Raw genomic sequence first — 25,768 nt, 5'->3', positions numbered from 1 at the left:
ATCTCTTTGATTTGAAAGCACCCAAGAATTTTGTAGCAGCATTTTGTGGTTATTATCTCTATTATTAACCATCACATTCTTTTCTGAAAACTGTTTTTTGTACTACAAAAAATTAGGTTTGAAAATGTATATTTGCACTCCGTAAAACCGACCTCTTTTTAAAGTGGAGGTTTTTCCTAAAAAAGAATGAATGAAAGCAGGTATCGTCGGATTGCCCAATGTAGGGAAATCAACTCTTTTTAATTGTTTGTCCAATGCCAAGGCACAGAGTGCAAACTTCCCTTTTTGTACTATAGAGCCCAATATTGGGGTAGTAAATGTACCAGACCCACGTTTGTTGAAGTTGGAGGAATTGGTTCGCCCGGAACGTGTTCTTCCGGCAACCGTAGAGATTGTGGATATCGCCGGTCTTGTTAAGGGTGCAAGCAAAGGAGAAGGCTTGGGAAATCAGTTTCTTAGTAATATTCGTGAGACAGATGCGATCCTTCATGTTCTGCGATGCTTTGATAATGACAATATCGTGCATGTGGACGGAAATGTCAATCCGATTAGAGATAAGGAAACCATCGATATGGAGCTTCAGCTGAAGGATTTGGAAACCGTTGATAAAAAGCTTGAAAAGGTAAAACGTGCTGCTCGCACAGGAAATAAAGATGCTCAGAAAGAAGAGACAGCCTTAATGAAGGTTAAGAGTGGGTTGGAAGCTGGAATTTCCGTCCGCGCCATTGATTTATCTGAGGAGGAACGGGTTGAATTTATAACATCTTCTCAGTTTATTACGGATAAGCCAGTATTATATGTCTGTAATGTTGATGAGGACTCCGCTGTTTCAGGTAATGAATATGTAAACCGAGTAAAGGAAGCTGTTGCGGGGGAGAATGCTGAGGTTATTGTTCTGGCAGTTGGCACAGAGGCCGATATTACAGAGTTGGATACTTATGAAGAGCGACAAATGTTTCTTGAGGATTTGGGCCTGGACGAAGCAGGCTCGGCTAAGCTGATTCGCAGTGCCTATAAATTATTGAATCTACAAACCTATTTTACCGCAGGAGTAAAGGAGGTAAGGGCTTGGACAATTCCCGTTGGTTCTACGGCACCACAAGCTGCTGGGGTTATCCATTCTGATTTCGAAAAAGGTTTCATCCGTGCGGAAGTTATCAAATATGATGATTTTGTAACCTATGGCAGTGAGGCCAAAGTAAAGGAAGCGGGAAAAATGGGCGTGGAAGGAAAGGAATATATTGTTAAGGATGGCGATGTTATGCATTTCCGTTTTAACGTATAACCTTGCTCCACATTTCAGAAATCTAAACGTTGATTTTTAATTTCCACTATACTACCAATCTGGTAGCGGATTAGGGAATTTACCCAAGAAAGATAATCGTGAATTCGTGGTGAGATAAAGAAGTCTACCTAGTTTGTCAATTGTGAATAATTCGGTATTGTTTTGAGATACCTCTTGTTTCCATTTTCTGTCTACCAAGGACAGGTTAGTAAATAAATATAAAATATTGGTGAATTCGTGATGAGATTTACGAGTAACATATAATCCACTAATTTCTAGTATTTCCAATCGTCCCGGCCTATAGTTTATTTCATATTACTCACAACCAATATCCAGAATCTACTTTACCTCATCTAAAAAGTATATCGAAATGCCATTCCGTTGTATGAATCGCCATTAAAACCAGTTCCCGAAGTAGGATATAAATCGACATTTTTATTTTTCTTCTTATGAAGTTCGGGCACCAAAATTCCTGTACTTGCGCCCAGTACATATCCCAAAAGGACATCCGTCAGGAAATGTTGACCGGCTTCCATTCTCAAAATTCCAACTGCCGCCGGAAGGGTGGCTGCTCCCGCCCAAATAAATACTTTTCCCTGAACATTTGGATGAAAATCTGTATAGACTTTGGCGGCAAAGAAAGTTGCAGTGGCCGTAGCCGCAACGTGCCCGGAGTAAAAAGAACGTTGTCCATTGTTTAGAAATCTTCTATCGTCATCGGTATCTCCGCTATTGTCATACACATACGGCCGACTTCTATCAATCAAACCCGCTGAAAGAGTATAGATTGCAGCTGTGGTAGCGAGGCTCTCAATGTATAAGCCTACATATTTACCGGTATGATCGTTTATGTCATCGTCAAAAAGAAGGGCAAGAGGAGCGGCGAAGGAGAGTGCAAAAGGAATATCGCTTAGGGAACTTGCTTTTTCACTATGTTTTCCCGCTACCCATCTATCCAAAAAGTTGAGATTGTCAATTTTTTCCTGCAGCAGAACAGGGTCCTTAAAACTAGGAATCTCGTTTTCCGGAAGATCATCTTTCTTTTTAATAATAGAAAGCCCTAGCGCGCTCAATCCAATTCCCGTTCCTGTCCATATCCCATCCTTTAACCATTGCCATTCATATGGGGAAACGGATTCATCGTCCTGGTAGCTAGAGAAAGTATCTGAGACTTCTGGGTGGGTGTTAACTGTTTGTGCGTTGAAATAAAATGGGAATATCAGAGCAAGGATTAGTGCTTTTACTTTCATCTATGTGGCTTTATTTGACGAGCTAAATTCTCGGTTTTCTAGGTTTTGTACTATTCATACAGACCCAACCTCTTCCGAAGTAAGTCCATCTCTTTTTCCAGGGCATGCATACGATTCAGCATTTGTTTTATCGCATCAAGTCCTTCATAATTAATTCCGAGATCGTGATGCAGCCTAAACATTCGTTCTATTTCTGAAATATCGCTTTCATCTATAAAAACTTCATTTTCCCGTTCCTCAAAGGATATCAATCCATAATCGTTTAGGTTCCTAAGAAATTCATCCTCTATTTGAGCCTGTTCGCTAAAAACTCGAACTAAAATATATTTTTCCATCGCCATTATCTGAGTTTTGAAAGTTCGGTAAACAATTCCTTTTCTTTTTCTGAAAGATTCATGGGCAATGCAATTTTATAGGTAATGTATAAATCTCCATTTTGACCTTCCTTTTTATACTTGGGCACTCCCTTTCCTTTCAATTTAACTTTGGTGTCGTTTTGGGTTCCGGGTTTTACCTTCAGTTTCACCTGTCCTGTTAAAGTGTCGACAGTAATTTCCCCACCAAGTATCGCCGTATAGAGAGATATTTCCTCGGTGGAATACAAATCGCTTTGAAGTCTTTTGAATTGGGTGTTGTTGAATATCTCAAAAGTGATGTATAAATCTCCTTTTGGCCCACCATTTCTTCCTTCGCCGCCATGGCCTTTTATTTTTATAGTCTGCCCATCTTCTACCCCCGCCGGTATAGTAAGTCTGATTTTCTTCTCACCAAGACTGATGGTCTGTTTTTGGCTGTTGAGAATATCAGTTAAATTCAGTCTTAATGTGGCATTCATATCCTGGCCTTTAAACTGCCCCGTCTGTCTTCGCTGGCCACCACCGAAACCGCCAGATCCGCCGAACATAGATTCAAAGAAGTCTGAAAACTGGCTTTCATCAAATTCTTGTCCGCCAGATGTATAACGTCTTCCACCCCCAAATCCTCCAAAACCCCCGCCACCTTGCTGCTGTTGCCTTTTTTGTTCTTCAAAAGCATCGGCGTGCTGCCAATCTTTTCCGTATTGGTCGTATTTTTTGCGCTTTTCGGGATCACTCAATACTTCGTTGGCTTCATTAATTTGTTGGAATTTTTGTTGAGCCGTCTTGTCGTTGGGATTTAAATCTGGATGAAGCTTGCGCGCCAGTTTGCGATATGCTTTTTTGATTTCCGTGGCGGATGCCTTTTTATCAACTCCCAGAACTTTGTAATAATCAATGAATTCCATTCAGATTTGTTGTTTTTGTAATGATTTTCTCAAATTTACTTCTTTCTCAAGAATTGAAATAGAAATAAATGGCTTCCTTTCCCAGTTGCAACTTTAAGTACCGATCTTTTACATTGGGGAATTGTACTTGGTGTGTTCTTCAATTTCAATTAAATTAATATGATCTGCCGCGTTAGGGAGATATGAAATTATAAAATCTATTTTACTTAGCTAAATAGAGCTTGACATCTTCACAAAAATTTAGCAGTTCTTTTCTGCGGGTCTTAATTATAATTAGGTTCCAATAAATTGGCTCTTTTAAAAAATAGCGGATTGACTGTCCAAATAACCATCTCTTTTTTGTTTCTTTTTTTATGTTGAAATTAAATAGTATTTTATTGAAAAAAATGGGAATAATCGTGACCTTTGGAAGCGAAATAAATTACTAACAATAGGTGCTCCTTTATTGTTGATTACTTTCCGAAGTATTGGTTTCACAAGTGCTCCCGTATAATTATATTAGCCATCCTACATTAAATTCTTATGATTGATACCCAATATACCGAAGACAATATCCGTTCCCTCGATTGGAAAGAGCATATCCGTATGCGTCCTGGGATGTATATTGGTAAACTAGGCGATGGTTCTTCGCCTGACGACGGTATCTATATTCTTTTAAAAGAGGTTATCGACAACTGTATCGATGAGTTTGTAATGGGTGCCGGAAAAACTATTGAGGTACGCATTAAAGAAAAAGAAGTAAAAGTACGGGACTACGGCCGCGGAATTCCTTTGGGGAAAGTGGTGGACGTAGTTTCCAAAATGAATACAGGTGGTAAGTACGATAGCCGCGCTTTTAAAAAATCTGTAGGATTGAATGGAGTGGGAACAAAAGCAGTAAATGCGCTTTCCTCTTTTTTCAAGGTGGAGTCTGTTCGGGATAATCAAATGAAAGCTGCGGAATTCTCCTTGGGAGAACTTACCCACGATTTACAGATTGAAGATTCTACAAAGCGAAAAGGGACCAAGGTTGTTTTTATACCGGACGAGGGGATTTTTAAAAACTTTAAATATCGTACCGAATATGTGGTAAAAATGTTGAAAAACTATGTCTATCTCAATCCGGGACTGACCATAGATTTCAATGGTGAAAAATTTTATTCCGAAAATGGATTAAAGGATTTATTGAGCGAGACCATTAGCGAAGAGGATATGGCTTATCCAATAATCCATCTTCGCGGAGAGGATATAGAAGTGGCCATAACCCACAGTAAGACTCAGTATAGCGAGGAATATCACAGTTTTGTAAACGGACAGAATACAACGCAGGGAGGAACGCATTTGGCCGCTTTCCGGGAGGCATTGGTAAAAACGATCCGCGAATTTTACAATAAAAACTATGATGCCAGCGATGTGCGCAAATCAATTGTTTCGGCAATCAGCATCAAGGTTATGGAACCGGTATTCGAGAGTCAGACCAAAACCAAGCTCGGAAGTACCGATATGGGGGGCGAACTACCAACGGTGCGGACTTTTATCAATGATTTTTTAAAAACACAGTTAGATAATTATCTTCATAAAAATCCGGAGACCGCAGAAGCTATTCACAAAAAAATAGTCCAGGCCGAAAGAGAAAGAAAAGAACTCAGCGGGATAAGGAAGTTGGCAAGAGATAGGGCCAAAAAAGCAAATCTCCACAACAAGAAATTACGGGATTGTCGTGTGCATTTGGCCGATATTAAAAATGAACGAAACTTAGAATCAACTCTTTTTATAACCGAAGGTGATTCCGCTAGCGGAAGCATTACCAAGAGTCGGGATGTAAATACCCAGGCAGTTTTTTCACTTCGAGGAAAACCTTTGAACACCTACGGAATGTCGAAGAAAATTGTTTATGAAAACGAGGAATTCAATTTGTTGCAAGCTGCCTTGAACATTGAAGATTCCATGGAAGATTTGCGCTATAACAATATTGTTATCGCCACGGATGCCGATGTGGACGGAATGCATATCCGCTTACTGTTGATTACGTTTTTTCTTCAGTTTTTCCCTGAACTTATAAAGGAAGGACATTTATATATTTTGCAGACTCCACTTTTTAGAGTGCGAAACAAACGGGAAACTATTTACTGTTATTCCGATGAAGAACGGATCAACGCCATTGAAAAGTTGAAACCAAAGCCGGAAATCACCCGATTTAAAGGATTGGGTGAAATCTCTCCTGATGAATTCAAACATTTTATAGGAAATGATATTCGATTAGATCCTGTTATGCTCGATAAATCTATAAGTATTGAGGAATTGCTTTCTTTCTATATGGGAAAAAACACTCCAGATAGACAAGAATTTATTATTGAAAATTTGAAGGTTGAATTGGACAGGGTGGAAGAATAAAAAGTGTTCGGTGTTCAGTAGCAGTGTGCAGTAATTTTTTTAAACATTTATGGAGAAACTCTCCGCGTAACTCTGCGAAAACTAAGTGTAACTCTGCGTGAAAATCGTAGAATAAATAAAAGAATCTCCAGATTTGGAAGTTTAAAACCAGAAATTTGGAAACAGAAATATGAGTGACGAACTCGACAATAATGAAGACAACTTAATTCCAAAAGGAGAAAATAATTCTTCCGAGGAAACCATTACCAAGGTTACTGGTATGTACCGTGACTGGTTTTTAGACTATGCCAGTTACGTAATCCTGGAACGTGCCGTTCCCGCGATTGAAGATGGTTTTAAACCTGTTCAACGACGGATTATGCAGTCCATGAAAGATTTGGATGATGGCAGGTACAATAAAGTTGCAAATATTGTTGGGCACACCATGCAGTATCATCCGCACGGTGATGCAAGTATTGCCGATGCAATGGTTCAAATTGGGCAAAAAGACCTTCTGATTGATACCCAAGGGAACTGGGGAAATATTCTTACTGGTGATGGCGCCGCGGCTTCAAGATATATTGAGGCGAGAATCTCAAAATTTGGATTGGATGTGGTTTTTAATCCGAAGGTAACTACTTGGCAGGCATCGTATGACGGTCGAAGAAGAGAACCGATCAATCTACCGGTTAAATTTCCGTTATTGTTAAACCAAGGTGCAGAAGGAATTGCCGTTGGCCTTTCCACTAAAATCCTACCGCACAACTTCTTGGAACTGATTGATGCTTCGATTAAGCATTTACAAGGCAAAAGATTCCAAATTTATCCCGATTTCCCCACGGGCGGAATAATGGATATCGCAAATTATAATGACGGGATGCGCGGAGGAAAAATCCGTAGCCGGGCCAGGATAAACCAGCTGGATAAAAACAGTCTTGTAATTACCGAAATTCCTTTTGGAACCAATACTTCATCCCTTATTGACACTATCCTAAAGGCTAACGAAAAAGGAAAGATTAAAATCAAGAAGATTGAAGATAATACCGCTGCCGAAGTTGAGATCCACATCTATCTGCCCAGCGGAATTTCTCCAGATAAAACCATCGATGCACTCTATGCCTTTACCGCCTGCGAGACTTCAATCTCCCCTTTGGGTTGTGTTATCGAGGACAACAAGCCCCTGTTTATCGGCGTTTCGGAAATGCTCAGAAGAAGTACGGACCGGACCGTGGAATTGCTTAAAAAGGAACTGGAAATCCAATTGGACGAATTGGAAGAACAATGGCATTTCGCTTCCTTAGAACGGATTTTTATCGAAAATAGGATCTATCGTGACATTGAGGAGGAAGAAACTTGGGAAGGAGTAATTTCTGCAATTGATAAAGGTTTACAGCCACATATCCAACATTTAAAACGTGCGGTTACTGAAGAGGATATCGTCCGGTTGACTGAAATCCGGATTAAGAGAATTTCCAAATTTGACATTGATAAAGCCCAGCAGAAGATAGAGTCCTTAGAGGAAAGTATTGCGCAGGTCAAATTTCATCTAGAGCATCTTATTGAATATGCAATAGATTATTTCAAACGACTTAAAAAAGATTACGGTGCGGGCCGTGAACGAAAAACAGAGATCCGCGCTTTTGATGATATAGAGGCAACGAAGGTTGTAATCAGAAACACAAAACTTTATGTCAACCGCGCTGAAGGATTTGTGGGAACAAGCTTAAAGCGGGATGAGTACGTTGCAGATTGCAGTGATATTGACGATATTATTGTATTTACCGAAGATGGAAAAATGATGGTAACTAAAGTCGATGCCAAAACATTTGTAGGGAAGGGAATCGTTCATGTTGCCGTGTTTAAGAAAAAGGATAAACGCACCATTTACAATATTATTTACAAAGACGGAGCTCGTGGGGCGAATTATGTAAAACGCTTTGCCGTAACTTCCGTAACCCGAGACAGGGAATATGATTTAACCAACGGAGCAAAGGGATCCAAAATGCTATATTTCACTGCGAATCCTAATGGCGAAGCAGAGCTTGTAACTATTTATTTGCGTCAAACCGGAAGCATAAAAAAGTTGAAATTCGATCTGGATTTTGCAGATCAATTGGTCAAAGGACGAAATTCGAAAGGAAATATAGTCACCAAATATCCCATAAGAAAAATCGAGTTAAAGGAGAAAGGTCTATCTACCCTCAAACCTCGTAAAATATGGTTTGATGATTCTGTTCAGCGATTAAATGTCGATGAGCGAGGAGAACTTCTCGGAGAATTTAAAAAAGAAGATCGGCTCCTTATCGTCAATCAAAAGGGTGGGGTAAAAACCGTAGCCCCAGATCTAGGCTTACGGTTTGATGACGATATGATCATCCTTGAGAAATGGGAGCCCAAAAAACCATTAAGCGCTATCTACTGGGAGGGAGAAAAAGAACTTTTTTATGTAAAGCGTTTCCTGGTCGAACATCCGGAGAAAGAAGAAATTATCATTACCGAGCATCCCAATTCCTACCTTGAAAAAATATTTACCGATTATAAGCCTATGGCAGAAGTGGTTTTCGCCAAAAAAAGAGGCCAGGAGCGAGATGAAAATCTGGAATTGAACTTAGAGGAATTCATTGCCATAAAGGGAATAAATGCAATGGGCAACCAACTTACCAAAGAAAAGGTTCTCGAAATTAACGCACTTCCATCGCTCCCCTATGAGCCCCAAGTTCCTGTAGAACCAGAGGAAATGGATGTAATTGAAGAAACCGAATTAGGATCAGTACCTTCCAATACAGATGATTCAGATTCAAAAACCGATGAGACAGGTCAGGGGTTGTTGTTTTAATCCTAATAACCATAAACTCTTCCAATGTTTGGAACAGAAGAAGAGTTATTTTTAATAGTTCTCTTGTACCTTTTTAATTATTTCAATCATTATTTCCAAACTCTTTGATTTTCAAAAGAAAAACCTTATTTTTGCACCCCTCTTACGCAATAAGCTTCAGAGGACGAAATTCTTTTAGCGACGAGGCAAGAATAAAAGGAACTGAAATCTAAACAAAACAAACCCTTCTGTGGAATAGTCGTACAAGTTCTTGTAATATCACAGAATACAAACCCTTGATTTTCTAGTAGTTGTTCAACTAAGGAAAATCAATCTTTTTAACAAATGGCTGATAAAGCAAACAAAGAAGTAGCTGAAGAAAAGGCTGCAAAAGAACAGGAAAAAACCGCAGTAGCAGAAATGCCTGAAGAAACAACAACGGAAAATGCTCCGGCAAAAGAAAATTCAAAGCCAAAAGCTGAAGTTTCTTTAAAGGAAAGAGATCCTGAGAAATTCCTAGCCGATTTCAACTGGCACAATTACGAAGAGGGCATTGATCCTATCGATGATGGTAAGCTAGAAGAATTCGAAAAACTTGTAAAGGAAAATTTCGTAGATACTCTGGATGATGAAGTTGTTGAAGGAAAAGTAGTTTTCATCACAGACCGTGATGCAATCATCGACATCAACGCAAAAAGTGAGGGCGTTGTTTCTTTGAACGAATTCCGTTACAATCCTGATCTAAAAGTTGGTGACAAAGTAGAAGTATTGATCGACGTTCGTGAGGACAGTACAGGTCAGTTAATCCTTAGCCACCGTAAAGCAAGAACTATTAAGGCTTGGGACCGTGTAAACGCAGCCCACGACGAAAGCACAATCGTTAACGGTTACGTAAAATGCCGCACAAAAGGTGGTATGATCGTAGATGTTTTCGGAATCGAAGCTTTCTTGCCAGGTTCTCAAATTGACGTTAAGCCAATCCGCGATTACGATATGTACGTTGGAAAAACAATGGAATTCAAAGTTGTTAAGATCAACCACGAATTTAAAAACGTTGTTGTTTCGCATAAAGCACTTATCGAAGCAGATATTGAGGAGCAGAAAAAAGAAATCATCGGCCAACTTGAAAAAGGACAGGTACTTGAAGGTGTTGTTAAAAACATCACTTCTTACGGAGTATTTGTGGATCTTGGAGGTGTTGACGGACTTGTCCACATTACCGATCTTTCTTGGTCTAGAATCAACCATCCAAATGAGATCGTGGAACTTGATCAGAAATTGAATGTTGTAATCCTTGATTTCGATGAAGATAAAACACGTATCCAATTAGGTCTAAAACAATTGAACCCACATCCTTGGGAAGCTCTTGGTGATGAACTTAAAGTAGGTGACAAAGTAAAAGGTAAAGTAGTTGTTATTGCAGACTACGGTGCTTTTGTTGAAGTTGCCGAAGGTGTTGAAGGTCTTATCCACGTTAGCGAAATGTCTTGGAGCACGCACTTGCGTAGCGCTCAAGATTTCGTAAAAGTAGGAGATGAGGTTGAAGCAGTTATCTTGACTATGGATAAAGAAGAGCGCAAAATGAGCCTGGGAATCAAACAAATGACTCCAGACCCATGGACTGATATTACTGCAAAATACCCAGTAGGTTCACGCCACAAAGGTATTGTTCGCAACTTCACTAATTTCGGTGTTTTTGTTGAACTAGAAGAAGGTATTGATGGCCTTATCTATATCAGCGACCTTTCTTGGACCAAGAAAATCAAACACCCAAGCGAATTTACCAACATTGGTGATAGCTTGGAAGTAGTGGTATTGGAATTGGATGTTGAAGGCCGTAAATTGAGTTTAGGTCATAAGCAAACTGAGGAAAACCCTTGGGACAAATACGAAAATGAATTTGCTGTAGGAACAAAGCATACTGCTACAATTGATGAAGTAGTAGACAAAGGGGCTACCATTAAATTCAACGACGATATCGTTGCTTTTGTACCAACCCGTCATCTTGAAAAGGAAGATGGTTCTATGTTGAAAAAAGGTGATGAAGCCGAATTTGTGATTATTGAATTCAACAAAGAATTCAAGAAAGTAGTTGCTTCACACATGAGTATCCATAAAGCCGAAGAAGCGAAAATTGTAAAAGAAGCTGTGAGAAAACAAGAAGCAGCCGAAGCAGAAGCCAAGCCAACCCTTGGTGATGCCAATGCCAAGCTTCAAGAGCTTAAAGACAGAATGGACGGTAAAAAATAATCGCCTCCATTCAATAATAAAGAACCTTTCTCTTTTCATTAAGAGGAAGGTTTTTTTGTTTTGTGTATTTGTAGTAATCCTAACGCTTTAAAAGAATATATTTAAAACATCTATATCCAGAATTCAAATATTGAAACCGAAGAGCAACTCAATTATGAAGATTTATTTTATCGAAAAACAGAAATTCACCCAATGGTGGATGTGGGTAATTTTAATTGGATTGGCAATTATGCCTATTTACGGAATATATGAGCAATTAATTATGGGAAACCCCGTAGGAAATCATCCAGTTTCCAACCTAGTTATGGTAATTACCACCCTATTTATTTTCGGGCTTATTTATTTTAATTGGTACATAACCTTAATAACTGAAATTAATTCTGATGGTATCAAAATGCGTTTCATTCCATTTTTAAAAAAGGATATAAGTTGGAGTGAAGTAGAATCTGCTCAAATAGTGGATTATGGCTTTGTAGGTTACGGAATTCGTCTAGGAAGCAAATATGGAACGATATATAATATTAAAGGAGGCAAAGGATTGGCTCTCAAATTAAGGAATGGGAAAAGATTTGTTATTGGTACGCAAAAGGAGACTGAGTTGATTACTGAATTGAAGAAAATAAATATTCCTACCACGTCTTATAATTAATTTATAGTTCTTATAATTTAGGTATGGATTGTTAAGCCAAAAAAGAATTCTGCTGCCATCCCTAAGCAAAAAATAATGTATTTTTGAAATCCGTATCGAGAGCTATCCGGACAAATATTAAAGATTACTATGAGCCAAAAAGTGTTACTGAACGCAACAGAAATAAGCATCGCTTTGAACCGCTTGGCTTGCCAATTAATTGAAAATCACGACGATTTTTCCAATACCGTATTAATAGGTCTACAACCTAGAGGAATTTACTTGGCAGAAAGACTAAAAAGTCTTCTCGAAAATGAATACAACATCAAAAACATAAAACTGGGATATCTTGATATTACATTCTATCGAGATGATTTCCGAAGAAGTGGAAAACCTCTTGAAGCGAACAAAACTAATATAGATTTTATTGTTGAGGATAAAAAAGTTGTTTTTATAGACGATGTACTTTTTACGGGAAGAAGTATCCGTGCGGCCCTCACTGCTGTACAATCCTTTGGAAGACCCATGGAAATAGAACTCTTAACATTAATCGATAGACGTTTCAGTCGGCATCTGCCTATTCAACCGGATTATAGAGGAAGACAGGTAGATGCCATCAATGGAGAAAAAGTGAAAGTATGTTGGAAAGAAAATGAAGGAGAAGATGCTGTATATTTGGTGAAAAGTTAAGAGTTATGAGTTATGAGTTGAATTCTGAAATGACTTCAACATCCATCTTAATATTTGGAATCTAGAAGTAGAAACCAATAACTATTAAATGGAAACCTGAAACTAGAAACCAGAAACTAGAGACCAGAAGTAAGAAACAAGAAACCAGAAACCAGAAACAAGAATCTAGAGAATGGAATTAAGTGTAAACCACTTATTGGGAATAAAATATATCACTGAAGCCGATATCCATCTTATCTTCGAGACGGCAGATCATTTTAAGGAGGTAATAAATAGACCAATTAAAAAAGTTCCTTCTCTTCGGGATATAACTATTGCCAATCTATTTTTTGAAAACAGTACCCGTACAAAACTCTCCTTCGAACTCGCAGAGAAACGACTTTCTGCCGATGTTATAAATTTTGCATCCTCGAGTTCTTCCGTCTCCAAAGGTGAAACCTTAATCGATACGGTGAACAATATCTTATCTATGAAAGTAGATATGGTAGTTATGAGGCATCCCAATCCCGGGGCGGGAGTTTTTCTTTCTAAGCACGTCAAAGCTAGTATAGTTAATGCTGGCGATGGAGCTCACGAACATCCCACGCAAGCTCTTTTGGATGCCTATTCCATTCTTGAGAAACTTGGTGATGTTGCCGGAAAAAATGTAGTAATTGTTGGTGATATTCTTCATTCAAGAGTTGCGCTCTCCAATATTTTTGCCCTTCAAAAGCTTGGGGCCTCAGTTAAAGTATGTGGACCAAGAACTCTTATTCCTAAATATATTGAAGGTTTGGGCGTAACCGTGGAAACTAATTTGAGAAAGGCACTTGAATGGTGCGATGTAGCCAATATGTTGCGAGTTCAAAATGAACGAATGGATATTAGTTATTTTCCCACTACTCGTGAATACACACAACAATTCGGATTGAATAAATCTTTGCTCGATTCGTTAAACAAGGAAATAGTAGTTATGCACCCTGGACCAATAAACAGAGGTGTGGAAATTACCAGTGATGTTGCAGACAGTAAACAATCGATTATTTTAGAACAGGTTCAAAACGGTGTAGCCATCCGTATGGCCGTTATATATTTATTAGCTTCAAAAATTGACCATCATGAAGATTGAGAATCAACCAAATTTTGTTATCCTCACGGATGAAAAGGATAATATTTCAGATTTCGCCACTTTTATCGAATCACAGGTTCCTTCTAAATACAAAGGCCAAAACGTAATACTGAATCTACTGCAATACGATTCTCTGGATCTTGGGGAACTACTGCTATTTCTAAAGGTTTCCAACCTTCACCGCAAAACCAAACAATCTTTCGTAATCGTAAACGACGCTATCTCAATTGATGAAATTCCATATGAAATGATTGTGGTCCCTACATTGGAAGAAGCAGGAGATATTATTGAAATGGAAGAAATTGAACGCGATTTAGGATTTTGAATTTACGTTCCGATAGCTATGGGAAGCCGATTGTAGAACTTTATTAAATCCTAAATTCCACATCGTTCCTCAAAAATCGTACATCTTATATCGAAAATCAGATATCGTAAATGAATCTAACTATTCTTGGTTGTCACGCTGCAACGCCCAAAATTTCCGCCCATCCCACGGCGCAGGTTTTGGAGATTAAAGGACACGTATTTCTTATTGATTGCGGGGAAGGCACACAAATTCAGCTAAGGAAATATAAGGTTAAGTTTTCCCGTATAAAGCATATTTTTATTTCACACCTACATGGCGATCATTTTTTTGGGCTTCCCGGGCTTATCTCTACATTCCATCTGCAAGGCCGTGAAACCGAAATGCACATTTATGGCCCCAAAGGAATTAAAGAAGCCATACTTTTATTATTGAAGCTGGGAAAATCCTGGACAAAATTCCAATTATATTTTCACGAATTGGAATCGAATCTTGCCCAGGTTATTTATGAAGATGACAAACTGACCGTGGAAACTATTCCTTTAATACATCGAGTTTACACTAACGGATATCTGTTTAAGGAAAAACCTGGTGAGCGAAAACTAAATATTGATGCTGCTCGCGAAGCAAACATAGATTTGAGCTATTTCAATAAAATTAAGATGGGTCATGATGCTCCCAATAAGGAAGGTGTGTATATTCCGAATGCTCAAATCACCTTCAATCCCTCGCCGCCTAAATCTTATGCCTATTGTAGTGATACCGCCTATAATCCTGAAATGGTTTCACAAATAACGGATACTACCGTTCTCTATCACGAGGCAACATTTTTAAAAACCCATCAAGAGCTTGCTGAAAAAACCAAGCATAGCACAGCAATCGAAGCAGCAAATATTGCCAAGGCGGCAAATGTATCCACCTTGATCTTAGGGCATTATTCAGGTAGATACGGCAATTTGGAACTTTTTAAAAAGGAAGCAAATGAAGTTTTTGATAATGTGCTTCTAGCCGAAGATGGTAAGACTTTTACTTTTTAGGAGGTATACAAAATATCACTTGTTCCTAAATTTCTACTGATAAAGCTGCTTAACTCTTTTTTCATTTTTCCTTTACTTTTCAAATTTAAATCCAACCTCCAAGGTAATATTATTCCAATATTTTATAGGAATTAGCACCTCTACACTTATATATCCGACTGTATTCACGAAGCCTATTTTTTTTAGATTATCAAACTTTGAGTTAAACAGAGGTTTAATTTTACGATATTTCTCTATTTTTATTATCTATGACTGAAAAGGAAAAAAGGACTCAACTAAAAAAACATAAAGGATTGGCCACCGGTCTTTTCTTTTTGATGGCTCTTATTTATGCTGTTATGGTTTATCTCCAACATCATGGCCCAGCGTCTTGGATGGGTTATGTTGAAGCTTTTTCTGAAGCGGGAATGGTCGGCGCCCTCGCCGATTGGTTTGCGGTTACGGCTTTGTTTAGGCATCCTCTGGGAATACCCATTCCACATACAAATATACTAGAAAGAAAGAAGGATGATCTTGGTCAAAATCTGGGAAAATTTGTAAAAGAAAATTTCTTGACTCCCGAAAACATTCGCCCTTATATTGAAAAATTGGATATAGTTAAGTTTGTATCGGAATGGTTGAATAAACCTGCAAGTCAAAAGATTTTGGAAGAAGAAGTGGTCAACCTTGCCAAAAAGATTATTTCCGATCTAAAGGACGAGGAGGTGGAAACCTTCTTGGCAAATAAGAGTACGGAAATTTTACAGGAAATAGATTTTCAAAAAATTTCATCATCTGGTATAAAATACTTCATCGAAAAGAAAGAACATATCAATTTATTGGAGGTTCTATTGCCCCAAATCCAGGAATATATTGAGGAAAGCCGGGATATGATACGAGAGCGACTTTCGGAAAACCGACCTATTCTCAGCTTTTTTGCGGGCAAGAAAATTTCGGGGGAGGTTGTTGAGGGATTAATTAAATTTCTGGAAGAAATAGTTGAGGATAAGGAGCATTTTGTTCGACAAAAACTTACCCAAAACTTAGAAGATCTTTCTGACCGTATCGTAAATTCGGAAACTTGGAAAACTAAATTTGACAAACTTAAAAACGAAATACTTACAGCCGAAAATCTGCGGCCTTATACCAATGACGCTTGGAATTCTATAAAAATCCTTTTGATCCAAAACCTGGACAATCCCGACTCACAGCTTCAGGAATATTTACGTCAAAACATAAAGAAATTATCCAATACCCTTTCTCACGATCAAGAAATGACCTTTCGTATTAACGGCTGGATTCGCCATTTTCTATATAGGATGATTTTAAAGAACAGAGAGGAAGTAGAGGTTCTTATTAGCAACACTGTCGCCAATTGGAAAGGAAAAGAATTAAGTGAGAAACTGGAACTGGAAGTTGGGAAAGATTTACAGTTTATCCGTGTAAACGGAACGTTGGTTGGTGGTTTGGTGGGACTTATAATTTATACCCTAACACATGTTTTTATTTGATTTAAGAATCCAGAGCCTAACTTCTAGACCCCAGATTCTCAATCCTTCAATTTATAATTCTGAATTCTGGTTTTTGAATTATTTACTCTTCCTCCGATTTAAATTTCGAAATATCCTGAGCCGTTAATTCGGCAATTTTTACAATTACCTCTGTTGCTTTTATCATACTTTCAACAGGAACGTATTCAAACCTTCCGTGGAAGTTATGGCCTCCTGCAAAAATATTTGGACAGGGAAGTCCCATAAAGCTTAGTTGTGAACCATCGGTACCCCCGCGAATCGGTTTCATTATAGGCTCAATTCCAACCTCCTCGATTGCTTTTTTAGCAATTTTTACAATATGCATCATCGGTCTTATTTTTTCCCGCATATTGTAGTACTGGTCTTTAATTTCAACCGTTACTGCTTCTCGTTGATGTTGTTCATTTATATCGTTCGCCAATTCCTCCAACATTTCCTTTCGTGCTTCAAAATGTTCTCTATCGTGGTCGCGAATAATATATTGGATCTTGGTTTCGTCTACCGTTCCCTGAATATTATGAAGATGGAAAAAACCTTCACGTCCTTCCGTATGTTCGGGAGTTTCCAATCTTGGAAGCGAATTGATATAGTCCGTAGCAATGTACATACTATTTATCATTTTGCCCTTGGCATACCCAGGATGAACAATTTTTCCCTTAACCGTTACCACAGCACCGGCAGCATTAAAATTTTCGTATTCTAATTCGCCTACTTGGCTTCCATCCATGGTATATGCCCATTCAGCACCAAATTTTTCAACATCAAATTTGTGTGCTCCCCGGCCAATTTCCTCATCGGGGGTGAATCCAACCCGTATTTTTCCGTGTTTAATTTCAGGATGGTTTATAAGATATTCCATGGCTGAGATGATTTCGGTTATACCAGCTTTATCATCGGCTCCTAAAAGAGTTGTACCATCGGTGGTAATCAAGGTTTGCCCTTTATACAGAAGTAGATCCTCGAAATACTCTGGTGAAAGAACGATATCCTGCTCCTTATTTAGAACGATGTCCTTTCCGTCATAATTTTCGATTATTTGGGGATTTACGTTCGCTCCCGTGAAATCTGGAGAGGTATCAAAATGGGAAATAAACCCAATAACCGGAACGGGGTGGGATACATTGGAAGGCAACGTGGCCATTATATAAGCGTTATCATCTATGGTAACATCTTCCATTCCTATTTGTTTTAACTCTTCTACCAATTTATTGGCAAGATCCCATTGTTTTTGAGTACTCGGAGTGGTGTTGCTATTTGGATCACTTTCAGTATCGATGGTAACATAACTTTTAAATCGGTCAATAATGTGTTGTTTTTCAATCATAGTTTACGGGAATAATTTTTCAGTTTCTTTTTTTTGCAATTTTTTAGAAGACGTAACCATTTCACTTCAAATAATTCTTTCCTATTTTTAGGTGAATCATATTGTTTATGTTCTTTTCAAAATCTCATGATGCTTAAACCTTAAGTCCAAAAGATACAGGCAATGGTTCTTAGATGTTTAGAACACAGAAGACTCAGAATTAAAAAGTGTTGCAAAGTTACTAATATTTTAGACTTTAGATATTTTCAGAATCACTAAAATATGAGGTTTTCACCAAGATTGTTTGGGCTTAAATGGTATTTTTGCTTCATATTTTTCAACCATGTACAAAACCATCATCCGTCCCCTGTTTTTTAGATTCGATCCCGAGAAAATCCACTATTTTACTTTCTCACTGCTTCGCTTTTTTCACAAAATGGGACTAGGAAGTTCTTTTCGGAAAAGCTATCAAATTGACAATCCGAAATTGGAGCGTGAACTTTTTGGTATACAGTTTCCAAATCCTGTGGGCTTAGCGGCAGGATTTGATAAGGATGCCAAGCTTTATAAAGAACTTTCAGACCTAGGTTTTGGGTTTATTGAAATCGGAACGGTTACCCCAAAACCTCAGCCGGGAAATGATAAACCACGGTTGTTTAGATTACAGAAGGATTCCGCTATTATAAATCGCATGGGTTTTAATAATGGCGGAGTGGCGGAAGCAGTCGAAAGGTTAAAGAAAAATCCCAAACTGTCACAGAAGGAGCGAAGAACACGAGTAATAATCGGCGGAAACATTGGTAAAAATAAAATTACTCCCAATGAAGAGGCGGTAAACGATTATCTTATTTGTTACGAAGCACTTTTTGATTACGTAGATTATTTTGTAGTCAACGTCAGTTCTCCCAATACACCAAATCTTCGTGAGCTTCAGGAAAAAAAGCCATTGACGGAATTGCTACAAACTCTTCAGGACCATAATAATTCAAAAGAAAAACGGAAACCCATTCTTCTTAAAATTGCTCCAGATTTGACAAATGAACAACTTTTAGATATAATCGATATTGTTTCAGATACTAAAATTGATGGGGTGATTGCCACAAATACAACTATTTCGCGAGAAGGACTTACTTCGGATAATAAAAATGAAATGGGCGGTCTAAGTGGAAAACCTCTTACAAAAAGGAGTACGGAAGTAATTCGATTTCTTTCAGAAAAAAGTAATAGGGCATTTCCGATAATCGGCGTTGGTGGAATTCATTCCGAAGAGGACGCATTGGAAAAATTGGATGCAGGAGCAAGCTTGATCCAACTTTATACCGGATTTATTTACGAAGGGCCTGGGTTAATTAAAAGGATCAACAAAGCGATTTTAAATAGGACATAGGACGAATTGACGTAGGACGTAGGATTAAAAACCATAAGTTGAATATATTGATTTTTTAAAACCTAACTTAAAGGAAACTACATAAGAAATCCTATGTCTTAAGTCTTATGGTCTTAAGTCATTTTTCTTATGATAGAAACCCTTATATCCTTTGCATTGGCAACATTTATTTTGGCTCTTTCTCCTGGGCCTGATAATATTTATGTCCTTACCCAGTCTTTGGCAAACGGCACTAAAAGTGGAATTGCGACTACCGCGGGTTTAATTAGTGGATGTATTGTTCATACAACCCTTCTGGCGTTTGGGATTTCAGCAATACTAACTGCTTCAGAAAATATCTTTTATGCAATCAAGGTTTTGGGAGCCTGCTATTTACTGTATTTAGCTTATAAGGTTTATAAAAGTAATTCCAATATTTCCTTGGCCAACGATGCACCTAAAAAATCCTACTTCCAACTTTTTAAGATCGGAGTGGTAATGAATTTGGTAAATCCGAAAGTAATGATTTTTTTCCTGGCATTTTTTCCGGGATTTTTGTGGGATAAAAATGAAAACATCATTGTTCAGTTTTATATTCTTGGAGCCATTTTTATGATCATTTCCTTTTTAACTTTTAGCAGTATTGCTGCTTTGGCAGGACGCATATCGAAATTTGTACATAGAGGAAAGGAAGTCGGGATTTTTCTAAAATGGTTGCAGATTATTGTTTTCGTGGGCATTGCTTTCTATATACTTCTCGGTTAATCGTTTTTCACTGATAGAGGATCTGGGAATAATTGTATTTTTATATACTTGCCTAAAGGATTAATAAGTATGGAAAGTTATAGCACCACTATAATATTAGTTTTCTTGGCCATCGTAACCTTATTAACCGGCTATTGGTTTTATTATGACCCACCTAAAAATATCAACTTCTTTTTTGGCTATAGAACCAAAAAAGCGATGAAAGATCAGCAACGCTGGGATTTTGCACATAATTTTTCAGGAAAATTGTTTTTATGGTTTGGCTTGGGCCTCATCCTATTGGCTTTACTGGCCTACATTATCAACTTGAATGGCGATGTTGCAAATGTTGTGGTTGCCATTTTATTCGGAATAGGAACTTTGATAATTATCTATTGGACGGAAAAGGCGCTTGGTAAGAAATTTAAAGATTAGTCTTGGTTTGATAGCAATTTGATGGGTGCAAATGGTTGTTTTACGGGTTATTTCTTCTTATTTCGAAAATGAAATATTTTAACCTTCAAAGGAATTCCTATCTTTGAACCAATGCAGCAAGTAAAGATAATAGAATGTCCACGTGATGCCATGCAAGGCATTAAAGATTGGATTCCCACTGATAAAAAAGTGCAGTATATACAGTCGCTTTTGCGCTGTGGGTTCGATACCATTGATTTTGGGAGTTTTGTTTCACCAAAGGCAATTCCGCAGATGGTGGATACGGCAGAGGTACTTTCAAGATTGGATCTTTCAAAAACAAAAAGTAAACTTCTTGCTATTATCGCCAACGAACGGGGAGCGGAGGATGCGGTAAAACATACAGAAATCGATTACCTGGGATATCCGTTTTCTATCTCGGAAAACTTTCAGATGCGAAATACCCATAAAACCATTGCGGAATCTTTGGTAATCCTTCAGGAGATATTGAATCTTGCTGATAAGAACAATAAGGAAGTTGTTGCCTATCTTTCCATGGGTTTCGGAAATCCTTATGGAGATCCATGGAACGTAGATATAGTAGGAGAGTGGACCGAAAAACTGGCATCGATGGGAGTAAAGATACTTTCACTTAGTGATACAGTTGGTACCTCTACTCCCGATATAATAAAATATTTATTCTCAAACCTAATTCCAAAATATCCCCATATTGAATTTGGAGCACATTTGCATACCACTCCCAGCGCTTGGTTCGAAAAAATTGATTCTGCATTTCAGGCGGGATGTCGAAGATTCGATGGAGCTATCCAAGGTTTTGGTGGTTGCCCAATGGCAAAGGATGAATTGACTGGGAATATGCCCACGGAAAAAATGCTGAGTTATTTTACAACAAAAAAGATTTCTTCGCACATCAATCCTATGTCCTTTGAAAGTGCTTACAATGAAGCGACTAAGATTTTCACCAAATACCATTAAGATGAAGAAATTACTACTTATTGCAATTACGGGATTTTTTATAGGGAGCTGTGGGGTTAAAAAGCCAGCACCTCAGCAAACAATTACGGGGAAGGAATCTATCACTCTAAAATTCGTTCAGATAAATGATGTATATGAAATAGCTCCGCTTAACGGCGGGGAATATGGCGGTCTGGAGCGCGTTGGCTACATCCGGGATTCCATAAAACAAAAATTTCCGAACACCTATCTGTTTTTGGCTGGCGACTTCCTAAATCCTTCTCTGTTAGGCACACTTAAAGTTGATGGAGAACGATTAAATGGAAAACAAATGGTCGACGTGCTGAATGCCCTCGATCTAGATTTGGTCACCTTCGGAAACCACGAGTTCGATCTAAAGGAAAAAGATCTTCAAAAACGTTTAAATGAATCCAATTTTAAATGGACTTCGGCCAATGTTCGACACGTGACCAAAAGTGGTACAATTCCTTTTGAAGTGGATAAAAACGGAAAGTTAACTCCAGTTTCAGATTATGAAAGTTTTACAGCTATAGGTCCAAATAATGAAAAATTGAAATTTGGTGTATTCGGTGTTACACTTCCTTCCAACCCGCAGGATTACGTTTATTATGGTGATATATATGATGATGCCAAACGAGCTTACAATCTCGCAGGTGAAAACAACGAATTCGTCGTTGGACTTACCCACGTTGCCTTGGAAGAAGATATGGACATAGCAAAACGGATTCCTTCACTGCGTTTAATCATGGGCGGTCACGAGCATAACAACATGTTGGAAAAACAGGGAAGTACAATTATTGCCAAGGCGGATGCCAATGCTAAAAGTTTATATGTTCATACCTTAATATATAATCCAAAAAATAAAAACCTCACATTAAATTCTGAATTGGTGATGGTTACGGATAAGACTCCATCCTCGCCAAAAGTTGCTCGAGTGGTTGAAAAGTGGACCGCACTTATGGACAGTAAGCTGAAGGAATTTATCGACAATCCAGACGAGGTTATCTATCAGGCATCCGTTCCTTTAGACGGAACCGATGACGCCAGTAGATCAAAACAAACCAATCTTGGTGAAATTATCGCTCGCTCTTTAGCTTATGCCTATGGTGATAGAGCACAAGCGGGTGTAGTAAATGGAGGATCTATCCGAATTGATGATAAATTGAGTGGAGACATTACGAGCACAGATATTTTCAGGATTCTTCCCTTTGGTGGAAGTTCCCTTTTGGTGGATATTAAAGGAGATCTCTTAAAAAAGGTTTTGGATTATGGAATGGGTCAGAGTGGAACCGGTGCCTATTTACAGCGATATAATATTTCCAAAGATGCGGCTGGCGCATGGCAAATTGGTTCTGATGCAATTGTCGATCAAAAAACCTATTCTATTGCCTTTAGCGACTTTCTCCTAAAAGGTCTGGACATACCCTTTCTAACTCCGGATAATCCAGGAATCGTTAAAGTACAATATGCGAAAGAGGGGGAAAATGCAGCGGATATTCGGAAGGCAATCATTTCATATCTGAATTCTTTAAAACAATAGTTTATCCGAAAAAGAATCAAAGGAAGGTCAGAAGCTCCTAACAATTTTCAATATTCTATACGTCTCATTTACTGTTATCGGATAATAATGGGAAACATTTCTTATTCTTAAAACTCATTCTTTATTCCCGTATGGGTAAATCAATATTGTAATTGCTTCCAGATTTTCCATTTTTAAGGAACTTCACACTAAATTTTGTTCTTGTAAATTGGGAATATTAAATAGTAGGGTAAATTTAAAAACTCCTCATTGGAATGATTTTCTAAAAATTTTTCACTCTCGAGGAATTTTTAAATATCAAGAGGGATTATTTATTTATAATATCTCAAGCGGAGGACTTCAAAACCAGACAAATAAAAATCTCTCTCATTATCGAGCCGAAAAATTTAACATCCTTAAATTAATTTATTCGAAATAAGCTTGCGAAATCGAGGATTGGCATTTACTTTTGCAGACGAAAAACCAAACTATTTAAATTAAGTCTAAATAAAAACTCAATGAAAAATGTAATTTTAAGTGCATCCGTGGTGGTGGCACTCTTTTTTGTCTCTTGTTCATCTGATGATGATAATAAATCGATTGATCATACAGTAGTACCACCAGCTAGCTATAAATTTGAAAGAGGCGGGGAGTCAACAATTTCCTTTGAAGGGCAGACCACCAGACTTTTAATGGGTGCCGAACTAAAATCCGCGCTTTTGGATTTTGATAATGCAACAGAAGCTTCATTATTGGCAATGTACGGCCACGAAGCTGGCAATAATGATTTCAGCGTTCCAGAATTAAATGCATCCAATAAAAACCTTCGTAGTAAAACAGCAGCATCCAATGATTATTTTGCTTCAAATGCTTCGGAAAGTGCATTGATTAAATCTACTTTAGAAGGTTTTATTTCTTCACAAGTGAATGAGGTATTTCCTAATAATATGGTAGTTGCTGCTCCTGGTGTTGCCGGTCAGATTGCCGATGGGAGTAAAACCCGTTACGTAAATGGAAATGGATTAGAATACAACCAAGCGTTTGCTAAAAGTCTTTTAGGGGCTTTGATGGCAGACCAAATGTTGAACAACTATCTAAGTCCGGCAGTCTTGGATGAAGGTAGTAACCGTGAAAATAATGATAACGGTATTACCGAGGAAAACAAAAACTACACCTCCATGGAACACAAATGGGACGAGGCTTATGGTTACCTATATGGAAATTCACAGGATATCGCCAATCCAAACCTCACCATTGGTGAGGATGATGTTTTCTTGAATGAATATGTAGGAAACGTAAGTAAGGATCCTGATTTCTCATATTTAGCAACCGACATTTTTGATGCTTTTAAATTAGGAAGAGCTGCTATAGTAGCAAAAAACTATGAAGTTCGTGATGCACAAGCAGCAATTATCCGGGCAAATGTTTCAAAAGTTATTGCGGTTAGAGGGATATTCTATTTGCAGGTTGGAAAAAATAAAATAGTTAGCGGCAACCGTGAAGGAGCGTTTCACGCACTATCTGAAGCATACGGATTTGTTTATAGCTTAAGATTTACAAGAGATTCTCAGACCAACACGCCGCTTTTTACCCGTTCTGAAGTTGATGCTTTGTTAAACCAACTTATGGGTGCTGAAAATGGATATTGGGGAATCACACCAGAAACTTTGGATGCCGTTTCTGAGGCAATTGCCCAGAAGTTTGATTTTACCGTTGCCCAAGCAGCAAGTATTTAATATTTAATGAAGTTAATTGCCAACCGAGCAGCGATAATGTTGTTCGGTTGGTTTTCTTTGATTTAAAACCTTTCAGAATGAAATATTTAAAATTTGGCAGTATTGTCGTAGCCTTTCTTTTTGTTCTTTCAAGTTGTAAAAGCAACGATTCCAATGAATCTACGGATAATTTCGACAGAGGCGCCATGCTCGCCAACTGGGCTGATAATATTATTATTCCAGCCTATACAAGTTTTGATTCCAAAGTGAATGATTTGAAGACCAAAACAAATGAGTTCACTTCCAATCCTACCGAGGGTAAATTGCAGGACCTTCGAAACTCTTGGGAAGCTGCTTATGTTTCATTCCAGAATGTTTCCATGTTTGAAATAGGAAAGGCGGAAGAGTTGAGATTCCGAAATCGATTAAATGTTTATCCTACCGATGTTCCACAAATAGAAGGATTTATCAGTAGCGGAACTTATAATTTTGACTTGCCTTCCACAATTGATGCCCAAGGTTTTCCGGCATTGGATTATATGATAAATGGTTTAGGTGAAAACGATACCGAAATACTTTCTTTTTATACTTCAAATGCCAATGCGACTGGATATAAAAACTATCTTCAAAAACTTTCCGAAACTATTTCTTCCCAAACAGATGAAGTTTTAACTAGTTGGACTGCGGGATACAGAGATGTATTTGTTGCGAATACCGCTTCTTCAGCGTTAGGTGCAGTCGATAAATTTACCAATGCTTACATTTTTTATTATGAAAAAGCCTTGCGTGCAGGAAAAGTTGGAATTCCTGCTGGAGTTTATTCCAACGGAGTTTTGCCACAGAATGTAGAGGCATTTTACAAAAAAGACATTTCCAAAGAACTTTTAATGCAGGCTCTTGATGCTACCCAGAACTTTTTCAACGGTAAGAAATTTGGCGGAAGTGCGAATGGTCCGAGTTATAAGACCTATTTGGATTATTTGAATACGATTAAAAATGGTGAAGATCTTAGTGTTCTGATCAATAATCAGTTTGATGCGGCTAGAGCGAAAATTAATACTTTAAAACCGAATTTTGTGGAGCAAATAGCAACCGACAATTCCAAAATGTTGGAAACTTTTGATGAACTGCAACGAAATGTTGTCCTAATGAAAGTGGATATGGTACAGGCCTTGAACATCGCTATCGACTATGTGGATGCAGATGGGGACTAAGCA

The 25,768-nt window shown here is 38.1% G+C and carries 21 protein-coding genes; 17 read left to right on the top strand and 4 right to left on the bottom strand.

The window, feature by feature from the left end; all coding sequences use genetic code 11:
- Positions 1 to 190: 190 nt before the first annotated feature.
- Positions 191 to 1,285 carry a redox-regulated ATPase YchF gene (gene ychF / locus EI546_RS05190; RefSeq protein ID WP_128249551.1) on the top strand — a complete coding sequence of 365 codons (1,095 nt, stop codon included), beginning with the start codon at positions 191 to 193 and terminating at the stop codon, positions 1,283 to 1,285.
- Between the two features lie 353 nt (positions 1,286 to 1,638).
- Here ychF and EI546_RS05185 read toward each other — a convergent pair whose 3' ends face one another.
- The 3 genes from EI546_RS05185 to EI546_RS05175 are packed head-to-tail and all read right to left on the bottom strand — an operon-like array spanning position 1,639 to position 3,799.
- Positions 1,639 to 2,535 carry a phosphatase PAP2 family protein gene (locus EI546_RS05185; RefSeq protein WP_128249550.1) on the bottom strand — a complete coding sequence of 299 codons (897 nt, stop codon included), beginning with the start codon at positions 2,533 to 2,535 and terminating at the stop codon, positions 1,639 to 1,641.
- Positions 2,536 to 2,585: 50 nt separating this feature from the next.
- Positions 2,586 to 2,876 (bottom strand): chaperone modulator CbpM, encoded by a 291-nt coding sequence (locus EI546_RS05180; protein WP_128249549.1) that lies wholly within the window; start codon positions 2,874 to 2,876, stop codon positions 2,586 to 2,588.
- Positions 2,876 to 3,799: a DnaJ C-terminal domain-containing protein gene (locus tag EI546_RS05175; protein ID WP_128249548.1), complete on the bottom strand. Its 924-nt coding sequence runs from the start codon at positions 3,797 to 3,799 to the stop codon at positions 2,876 to 2,878. The genes EI546_RS05180 and EI546_RS05175 overlap by 1 nt, the downstream gene beginning before the upstream one ends.
- A gap of 522 nt (positions 3,800 to 4,321) precedes the next feature.
- Between EI546_RS05175 and EI546_RS05170 the strand changes: the two genes are divergently transcribed.
- The 9 genes from EI546_RS05170 (at position 4,322) to EI546_RS05130 (ending at position 16,473) form a co-directional block, all read left to right on the top strand.
- Entirely contained in the window at positions 4,322 to 6,172 is a 1,851-nt protein-coding gene (locus EI546_RS05170) for a DNA topoisomerase IV subunit B (protein WP_128249547.1), read from the top strand.
- Between the two features lie 169 nt (positions 6,173 to 6,341).
- Positions 6,342 to 8,987 carry a DNA gyrase/topoisomerase IV subunit A gene (locus tag EI546_RS05165; protein ID WP_128249546.1) on the top strand — a complete coding sequence of 882 codons (2,646 nt, stop codon included), beginning with the start codon at positions 6,342 to 6,344 and terminating at the stop codon, positions 8,985 to 8,987.
- 324 nt (positions 8,988 to 9,311) lie between these two features.
- Positions 9,312 to 11,216, top strand: coding sequence for a 30S ribosomal protein S1 (gene rpsA, locus EI546_RS05160; protein WP_128249545.1), 1,905 nt, complete (start codon positions 9,312 to 9,314; stop codon positions 11,214 to 11,216).
- A 154-nt stretch (positions 11,217 to 11,370) separates the two neighbouring features.
- Positions 11,371 to 11,865, top strand: coding sequence for a hypothetical protein (locus EI546_RS05155; RefSeq protein ID WP_240673163.1), 495 nt, complete (start codon positions 11,371 to 11,373; stop codon positions 11,863 to 11,865).
- Between the two features lie 129 nt (positions 11,866 to 11,994).
- Positions 11,995 to 12,534: a bifunctional pyr operon transcriptional regulator/uracil phosphoribosyltransferase PyrR gene (gene pyrR / locus EI546_RS05150; protein ID WP_128249544.1), complete on the top strand. Its 540-nt coding sequence runs from the start codon at positions 11,995 to 11,997 to the stop codon at positions 12,532 to 12,534.
- Positions 12,535 to 12,706: 172 nt separating this feature from the next.
- Positions 12,707 to 13,642: an aspartate carbamoyltransferase catalytic subunit gene (locus tag EI546_RS05145; protein WP_128249543.1), complete on the top strand. Its 936-nt coding sequence runs from the start codon at positions 12,707 to 12,709 to the stop codon at positions 13,640 to 13,642.
- A complete protein-coding gene (locus tag EI546_RS05140; protein ID WP_128249542.1) occupies positions 13,632 to 13,967 on the top strand; it encodes a ribonuclease Z in 336 nt (111 codons plus the stop codon). The genes EI546_RS05145 and EI546_RS05140 overlap by 11 nt, the downstream gene beginning before the upstream one ends.
- A gap of 110 nt (positions 13,968 to 14,077) precedes the next feature.
- Positions 14,078 to 14,983, top strand: coding sequence for a ribonuclease Z (locus tag EI546_RS05135; RefSeq protein WP_128249541.1), 906 nt, complete (start codon positions 14,078 to 14,080; stop codon positions 14,981 to 14,983).
- Positions 14,984 to 15,231: 248 nt separating this feature from the next.
- Positions 15,232 to 16,473 (top strand): DUF445 domain-containing protein, encoded by a 1,242-nt coding sequence (locus tag EI546_RS05130; protein WP_128249540.1) that lies wholly within the window; start codon positions 15,232 to 15,234, stop codon positions 16,471 to 16,473.
- Positions 16,474 to 16,555: 82 nt separating this feature from the next.
- On the opposite strand, the gene pepT is transcribed toward EI546_RS05130, so the two are convergent.
- Positions 16,556 to 17,818, bottom strand: a complete 1,263-nt coding sequence (gene pepT / locus EI546_RS05125; RefSeq protein WP_128249539.1) for a peptidase T — start codon at positions 17,816 to 17,818, stop codon at positions 16,556 to 16,558.
- A gap of 322 nt (positions 17,819 to 18,140) precedes the next feature.
- Between pepT and EI546_RS05120 the strand changes: the two genes are divergently transcribed.
- The 7 genes from EI546_RS05120 to EI546_RS05090 all read left to right on the top strand — a co-directional run bounded on the left by EI546_RS05120 (position 18,141) and on the right by EI546_RS05090 (position 25,765).
- Positions 18,141 to 19,184, top strand: coding sequence for a quinone-dependent dihydroorotate dehydrogenase (locus tag EI546_RS05120; protein ID WP_128249538.1), 1,044 nt, complete (start codon positions 18,141 to 18,143; stop codon positions 19,182 to 19,184).
- A 129-nt stretch (positions 19,185 to 19,313) separates the two neighbouring features.
- The gene (locus tag EI546_RS05115; protein WP_128249537.1) at positions 19,314 to 19,928 is read left to right on the top strand and encodes a LysE family translocator; all 615 of its coding nucleotides are present in this window, start codon (positions 19,314 to 19,316) and stop codon (positions 19,926 to 19,928) included.
- A 69-nt stretch (positions 19,929 to 19,997) separates the two neighbouring features.
- A complete protein-coding gene (locus EI546_RS05110) occupies positions 19,998 to 20,342 on the top strand; it encodes an SdpI family protein (protein WP_128249536.1) in 345 nt (114 codons plus the stop codon).
- 111 nt (positions 20,343 to 20,453) lie between these two features.
- A complete protein-coding gene (locus tag EI546_RS05105; RefSeq protein ID WP_128249535.1) occupies positions 20,454 to 21,317 on the top strand; it encodes a hydroxymethylglutaryl-CoA lyase in 864 nt (287 codons plus the stop codon).
- A gap of 1 nt (position 21,318) precedes the next feature.
- Entirely contained in the window at positions 21,319 to 22,857 is a 1,539-nt protein-coding gene (locus EI546_RS05100; RefSeq protein WP_128249534.1) for a bifunctional metallophosphatase/5'-nucleotidase, read from the top strand.
- 497 nt (positions 22,858 to 23,354) lie between these two features.
- Positions 23,355 to 24,572: a DUF4856 domain-containing protein gene (locus EI546_RS05095; RefSeq protein WP_128249533.1), complete on the top strand. Its 1,218-nt coding sequence runs from the start codon at positions 23,355 to 23,357 to the stop codon at positions 24,570 to 24,572.
- 77 nt (positions 24,573 to 24,649) lie between these two features.
- Positions 24,650 to 25,765 (top strand): imelysin family protein, encoded by a 1,116-nt coding sequence (locus EI546_RS05090; protein WP_128249532.1) that lies wholly within the window; start codon positions 24,650 to 24,652, stop codon positions 25,763 to 25,765.
- Positions 25,766 to 25,768: the final 3 nt, after the last annotated feature.

This window comes from Aequorivita sp. H23M31, from assembly GCF_004022485.1.
GTDB lineage: Bacteria > Bacteroidota > Bacteroidia > Flavobacteriales > Flavobacteriaceae > Aequorivita > Aequorivita ciconiae.
Note: the sequence above shows the minus strand (reverse complement) of the source record. Positions and strands in the feature narration are given on the sequence as shown.